Origin of the sequence: Macellibacteroides sp. (genome assembly GCF_050251695.1) — a bacterium.
GTDB classification, from domain to species: domain Bacteria; phylum Bacteroidota; class Bacteroidia; order Bacteroidales; family Tannerellaceae; genus Macellibacteroides; species Macellibacteroides fermentans.
Genome location: NZ_JBFWMI010000143.1, coordinates 1 through 4,963 on the forward strand (window position 1 = coordinate 1; position 4,963 = coordinate 4,963).

Annotated in this window: 4 protein-coding genes; all 4 read right to left on the bottom strand. The window is 43.8% G+C overall.

The genetic code is table 11. The annotated features are described in order from the left end of the window. A partial coding sequence (locus AB7E53_RS14070) for a sulfatase (protein WP_446776383.1) occupies window positions 1–1,449 on the bottom strand: 1,449 nt, incomplete at its 3' end. A gap of 23 nt (window positions 1,450–1,472) precedes the next feature. Further along, window positions 1,473–2,933, bottom strand: coding sequence for a sulfatase family protein (locus tag AB7E53_RS14075; protein ID WP_446776385.1), 1,461 nt, complete (start codon window positions 2,931–2,933; stop codon window positions 1,473–1,475). 252 nt (window positions 2,934–3,185) lie between these two features. Next, window positions 3,186–3,734, bottom strand: a complete 549-nt coding sequence (locus tag AB7E53_RS14080) for a glutathione peroxidase (protein WP_446776387.1) — start codon at window positions 3,732–3,734, stop codon at window positions 3,186–3,188. Window positions 3,735–3,788: 54 nt separating this feature from the next. Further along, on the bottom strand, window positions 3,789–4,907 hold the full coding sequence (locus tag AB7E53_RS14085; protein WP_446776389.1) for a lipid II:glycine glycyltransferase FemX: 1,119 nt from the start codon (window positions 4,905–4,907) through the stop codon (window positions 3,789–3,791). Window positions 4,908–4,963: the final 56 nt, after the last annotated feature.

Genomic DNA, 4,963 nt, shown 5'->3' on the forward strand with positions numbered 1-4,963 from the left:
GGATAACTCATTTACCTTTTCAGGATTTGTTAATGCCAGATTGGTTGCTTCACCCAGATCATCTTTTAGATTGAATAACTCTTTAGCGCCGGTTTCGTAATAATAAATAAGTTTCCAGTCTCCCTGTCTGATGGCGCAGGTTGCCGCAATACCCGGACCTGTTGGTCCCCAGTTGTTAGGTGTGTTCCAATACAAAGCCCGGTTTAGTGAAGGATTCTTTCCTTTACCGGTAAGTAGTGGAATAAAACTTTTTCCGTCGACAGGCTGTACTGTTTTGACTCTTTTAACTTGTGCCATTTCAAGTATCGTAGGATAAAAGTCTTCAATAATCAGATAATCTTCACAAACCGACTCCTTCTTGGTAGTCCCGGGCCATGAAACAATCATAGGTTCGCGAATACCTCCTTCGTAGGCTGATCCCTTTCCACTTTTAAGCGGCAGATTGTGTGTGTTAGCTTCACCCCCTCTTCCGGTTCCAGCGGCACTTAATCCGCCGTTATCAGACATGAAGATAATAATGGTGTTGTCTGTCAGCTTGTTCTCTTCCAGGTAATTCATCAGATCGCCCAGACTTTTATCCATCCCTTCTATCAAACCAGCATAGGCTGCCTCAATGGGATCCATTCCTTTGTCCAGGTATTTCTGATAATACCGCTTGTCTTTATTTATTGGAATATGTACGGCATAGTGAGCCATATAAAGGAAGAATGGCTTCCTTGGGTCGCGGCTGTCCAGAGCATGGATAGCCTCTCTGGTCAGTGCCTCGGTAACAAATACATCGGTACCGTGGTATTTTTCCAATCCCGGAACGGCAAATGGAGAAGACTTAGTCCCATCTTTTTTATTTCCATAGTTTTCTTCACCCAGATAACTGGCTAATCCCCCGGCTGCATGTCCGGCAATATTTACCTGGAATCCCAGATTCTCAGGATCGGCTGCGGGAGTCGATATGGCACCAAAGTGTGCTTTACCGCAATGGATGGTATAATAACCATTGTCCTTAAGCAGTTGAGGTAAAGGTGTTGCTACACAAGTATGCTCAACCCCTTGAGTAGGACTCATACCGTTGAGGTTCCATTCGGGATACTTCAGCACATCACTTTTCCCGTCAACACTCTGGTTATAATTTAATGTCCAGTTGGTAACACGGTGACGGGCGGCATTCATCCCTGTAAGCAGACTTACCCGGGTGGGGGAACTGATGCTACAGGCATAGGCATTGGTAAATTTAACCCCCTGACGAGCCAATCGTTCCATATTAGGCGTTTCATATAGGCGGTTAAAGGGTGTTTTCTCCGGACCAAATGGAACGGATGTGTCCTGCCATCCCATATCATCTACCATAAAAAGAATGATATTGGGCTTTTCTTTTGGTGTAGCAGCATTCAGTATTCCAGTTAAACCTGCCAAAGGAATGGCGGCCATGGATAGAATTCTTTTTTTATTCATCAGATTGTTTTTTGTCATCGTATTTAGTTTATGTAATTTGCAAACGGGTCGTTGGTTCGCTGCAGGTGTGCTTTTAATTGGCTTGTAAGCTTTTTGACCAGTTCCGGATTTTTGCTGGCAACGTTGTTTAATTGCCAGGGATCGGTTTGTCTGTCGAACAGGAAGTACTCTTTGCACACCCCTTTTTCGGCACGAATAGCAAAAGTATAGCGTTTATTGCGTAATCCGCGGCATCCCGAAGATAGATCGGACGACACAATAAAATAGTAAGGCTGAACTACCTCTAATTCATTGTCTGCAGATAACACCCCCGAGGCCAGGTTGTAGGTCTGAGTCCTTTCCGGAATATCTTTTTCGAAGCCCATCATGGATAATAGCGTAGGACCAAGATCTGAGAAACCGATCATTAGATTTTCATCTTTACGAGGTTTAAGCTTATCGGGCCACGAGATAATCATCGGAATGCGCATCGATTCCTCGTACATTGTATTTTTACCGATAGTTTCGTGCATTCCCATGGCATCGCCATGATCAGAGGTAAATACAACGATTGTATTATCGAACACCCCCTCTTCCTTAAGAGATTCTATGATACGGCCTATCTGATCGTCCACCCCGGTCATACATGCATAATAATTCAGGACATTGGCTTTATAGAATTCAACAAATTTTTTGTCGCCAGCCAAAAGACTTTCAGGAATAGCAAGAGAATCGACGTTTACATGCTGGTATACCGCTTTGTATTTTTCGGGAACAAGCTCGTATCCGGTATGCGGAGGATTCATAGAGACAACCAGGGCAAACGGCTTTTCCGGATTACGGAACCGGCCATCCTCGTTCTTGATATATTCGATGGCACGGTTGGCTTCGAATGTAGGTCCCCATTCAGAAACATAGTAAAAGCTGTCGCGGCTGCTATGGGTATCCCAGTACATCGGCTTGAGATGATCGTCGTATGTGCCGTAAGCAGTCCACAAGTCAAAACCATGACGGCGATTGGAGGGACACCACTCATTCCATGCCACTTTCCCTTTGTTATTGCTTGTATTCACATAGGGAGCAACGGGTGCATCCAAGTGCCATTTGCCAAGGTATCCGGTAGCATATCCTTTCTCTTTCAATACATCACTCCAGCAACGAACATCTGTTTCCAGTTCGACACCATGAGGTGTATTGGCCGAATTGCAGTTGCCGGTAACTTTGTTTGATACAGGATATAAGCCGGTCATCAACATAGCTCTGGCCGGAGACGATACCGGATAGCAACTAACTGCATCTGTAAAGTGAACCCCTGCCGAGGCAAGCTTATCCAAATTGGGAGTTTTAACCGGCTCAATGTTGAGATACCCTATGGCATTTCCCCTCCATTGATCGGCCATTATAAACAAGAGATTAGGAGTTTTTCCTTTTTCTTTGGCGCTGAGAGACGTTCCCATCAAACAGACTGATGAGAGCAGCAGACTTAGTTTTGTGTAGTTTAACATGGTGTATTCAGATAAAGTGAGACGTTTATAGAGGGCAAAGATAGTAAACAAAACAGCAAACAAAAAAAAGAAGCAAGAAACAGGCGGATAGACTGTTCTTGCCTCTTAATCATAGTTAACATTTTGTCAGCCTTTAACTCTGAAAACCGGAATTTTCATTCATTACCGCTGATGAAGCAAATGTATACTTAAGCTTTTGTTTACACAAGTTTTTAGTTAACAAATTAGCTAATCCTGTTGTTAAACATATAACTAATTCTTCTTTCCTTCAATCCACTGCACAATCATATCGGAAAGGGGACTTTCTTTGGGTGCCACAAAGTCCACCCAGTTTCCGTTTTCGTCTATCATAAACTTCTGGAAGTTCCATTGAACCTCAGCATCGGCCTTCCCATTTTCACTTTTTTGTGTCAGCCATTTATAAAGAGCGTCCATATCATCTCCCTTTACCGATATTTTTGACATAACAGGAAATGTTACATTGTAATTCAAAGTACAGAATTCCATAATCTCCTCGTTGGTGCCGGGTTCCTGACCATTAAAGTTGTTGGCCGGAAAAGCGATGATTGTAAACTTATCTCCACCATACTTTTCAAACAACAACTGTAACTTTTCGTACTGGGGGGTAAGCCCACATTTGGATGCGGTATTCACCACAAGCACTTTTTTACCTTTTAGAGACGAAAGGTTAAAGTCCGTGCCATCCATAGCCTTGACTGTAAAGTCGTGAAATGATTTTGTCTGTGCCATTGTAAATAGAGGCAATATTGCCATACATAAAATGAATGTAAAAGTCTTCATACAATTTTCTTTTTCTATTCTAACAGAAAAAGCTATTCGAAGGTTCTTACATCCTTACAGATGGTATCCCTGACTGCTCATCTCCGTTGCGAGGAACATGCGATATTGATCCTCTTTAAAAGGATAATCCCAGCATCCCATCTGATGGAAAAGCTGTCCCCCGAATCCCATTTTGAATTTATACAATCCATACATAGGATGCGAAGGTTCCGGTCCGGGAGATACGCCAAACATGTCGTACTCTGTACAACCGCTTGCCTTGGCAATCCGTATTGCCTCCCATTGCAAAGCATAGGTAGGCATACAATTCCGATGCTGCGATGAGGATGCTCCGTAAAGATAGGTTCCTCTGTTGCCAGACAGTACTAAAAATATGGCAGCCAAGGCTTCTCCGTCTTTCTCTGCCAGAAGAAGCTCCACTGTAGCAGGCGAAAGCGTGTCGTCTGCTTTAGCGGCAAGAACAGATTTAAAATAATCTATATCGTTCAGAAAGATCCCGTTGCGCTGGGCCGTATCGCTATAAAGCTTATACCATAGCGGAAGTTCTTCCATTCCGGCACGTCGTACGGTCACCCCTTTTCTGGCAGCCAGATGAATGTTGTAACGGGTTTTAGGTTTCATGCGGGCCAGCAACGTCTGTTCGTCCGGAATCAAATCCAGATAAACGGTATGTGCCGGCAGAATGTCGGAGTTGGCACGCTTCAGGTTCCAGTTATTGGTGTTGTAATTTAGACGGAACTCTTGGTATTTTCGGTCGGGCGGACCTTCCCAGGTATTGGACTCATTGTAATTCTCCGGTTTGTCCCAATGAGATTGCCAGGCAAGATCATACCGTATACCAATACACGACTTAGGCAGATAGGAGCGAAGTATTTCGGATAGCTCTTCCAGAAATTCGCCTTGCACCTCTTCGGATGGTTCCAACTCTGGACCATACGGAACGTAGGCAATGCTGGTATCTTTGTTTAGTGCTTGCTGGAGAATCAACAAATCGGCGTATGTGGATGTTTTTGTCAAGTCATCCACATACACCTCACTGTTCTTTACTTTAAAATCAAAAGCTTTAGACTCTATGCCCTGGTATGATTTTACCTCCGCCCAAAATGCGGTTTGTTGTACGATTGGGGTCAGCGCCACCGCCCTGATCTCTTTCTTTTCAACATCGATTGTCATTTCTATTACTTCTTTGTTTCAGCCTGCAAAGGTAGCCAATCTAATAATAGAAAGCA